Origin of the sequence: Nocardia sp. NPDC058497 (assembly GCF_042720195.1) — a bacterium.
Classification (GTDB): Bacteria; Actinomycetota; Actinomycetes; order Mycobacteriales; family Mycobacteriaceae; genus Nocardia.
Genome location: NZ_JBHXMY010000830.1, coordinates 1 through 1,980, shown reverse-complemented (window position 1 = coordinate 1,980; position 1,980 = coordinate 1). Strand labels below are relative to the sequence as shown.

Here is a 1,980-nt window from a genome sequence, read left to right as displayed (position 1 = left end):
GGGGTGTTTGGGCGCACCGGGCCCACCCCCCCCCGCGGTGGGGGGGCCGCGCGCCCCCGGGGACACGCGGTGTGCACGCGCGTCGCCCGGTCCCACCCCCCGCCGCCCAGCGGGGAACCGGTACCCGACGGTGTGAGTCCTGTCGGTGTGGTCGAGGCCGGCATGGTGCTCGCCGGGGCCGTGCCCTCGGTATCGGTCGGCGTCGTGGTGCTCGGACTGTCCGATGATGCCGATTCATCGTCGGTCGGTGTGGTCGACGCCGGTGTGGTCGGTTCTTCGGTTGTGGGTGTTTCCGGCTGTGTCGGTGTTTCGGCGGTCGGACTCCCGGCGGATGGCGAACCCGCGCTCGGTGACCCAGCGGACGGAGAGCCACCCCCGGAATTGTTCGGACTGCCGCCGGAACCTGGTCCACCGGGCACCACCGAGTAGGACGGCACACCCGAACCGGTCGGTGGGATCGTCGGTGTGTAGATGCGATTCATCGTCGCCTGCGCATCCAGCTCCGCTTGCCGCTGAGCCTGCCGATCGACCGTTGCCGTGGCCGGATTGATCAGCCCAGGAATCAGCGAGGTGTGCGTGTCGTCGGGATTGAGAACGGTCAGCTGCGCGATCGGCGGCGGCACGGCCGCACGGATCGCCTCAGCCGCAGGCCCGACTATGTCGAGGCGACTTGTCATCGACGCGCACACCTGGGCCATCTGCAGGATCGAGGTGTTGAGTGCGCTGATCCCAGCGCGCGCGGCGTCACCGCTGGCACCGGCCCATTCGCCGAATCCCAACAGCGCGTTGGCGCTGGTCTGGTGGGTGGTCGCGATCCTGGTGAGTTCGGTGTCGATGGTGTTCCAGGTGTCTCGCAGGGTGGTGATGGTGGCGATGTGCATGCCGCCCGTGCCGTCCTTGCCGTGCACGCCGTCGTAGATCTCCTGATGCGTGTAGCCGTCGAACTGGTCGGGTGTCTTCACATAGTCGGGATCGGTACCGGCGAGCTTGTCTCGCAACGCCTGATCGATGGACTGGGTCCGCGACACCGCGTCGGCGACCTTCGGATTCGAACTCAATGCGGCGATCAGCGCGGCCGGATCGAGCTGGCCGTACGGAAACAGCGGGTTTGATATCGGCTCGCCGGTCATGGTTGGTCCTCCCCAGGAATGTGCTGAATTCAGTTGTCGGCGAGGCGACCGACGATCCCCGTCGTCTCGACGCTCACCGTGGTGACGAGCTAGACCTGGAAAACCTTCATCACCTCATCGCCGTAGTCCCACGAGCGCCTCGCTCGGGCGCAGCCCCTCTTCGACGACACCGGTCGGTCCGTGATGGCCGATCTCGAAGTACCGGGCAGGCGGTTCGTGCGGCGAGTTCAAGATCGGATTGTCGATCGACTCAGCCCACGCCCCTTCATCAACGACAGGCCATCTATAGATGGCATCACCCGGACGCGCCAATGATGCCATCTATAGATGGTCGACGCGAGGGTAAGGCCTCGGAAGCCTTCTTGAGGTGTCCGAATCCGCCGTTGAGAAGCAGCTCATGGCGATTTTGGGCCAGCACCTGGCCGCCCTGCGCGAGGAAAGGGGCCTCACTCAGGAGGCGGTCGCGAACGCCGCGGGCATCAGTCGTCAGTACTACCAACTACTCGAAAACGGCTGGGGCGTCCGCAAGACGAAGGCGCCGGCGAATCCGCGGTTGTCGACGCTGCTCGCGCTGAGCGAGGCGCTCGGCACGACGGTGCCCGATCTCGTCGACGTGATGTTCGGCCGGAACGCGAGCTGACACCGAGCGCCGCACCTACGTGATCGGCACCGCAGCCCTGGTTACCTGCGGCTTCGGCGACACCGAGGTTGCAAATGGCATTTCAAATGGCATAATCGCAACTATGAGCGACGCCACCGACTACGTGCCTGGCGAAGGCCCGGCTGATGGGATCTCGGTCACGCTGACCGCGGGAACCTTGCAAGCGATTCGCGCGCGGGTGGGGAACCG

The 1,980-nt window shown here is 66.0% G+C and carries 2 protein-coding genes; one reads left to right on the top strand and one right to left on the bottom strand.

The genetic code is table 11. The features are described 5' to 3' along the window. Positions 1–1,130: hypothetical protein (locus ACFWPJ_RS31510; protein ID WP_378856966.1), on the bottom strand; the 1,130-nt coding region annotated here is incomplete at its 3' end. Positions 1,131–1,497: 367 nt separating this feature from the next. Here ACFWPJ_RS31510 and ACFWPJ_RS31505 point away from each other — a divergent pair. Then, positions 1,498–1,770: a helix-turn-helix domain-containing protein gene (locus ACFWPJ_RS31505; RefSeq protein ID WP_378856964.1), complete on the top strand. Its 273-nt coding sequence runs from the start codon at positions 1,498–1,500 to the stop codon at positions 1,768–1,770. Positions 1,771–1,980 lie beyond the last annotated feature (210 nt).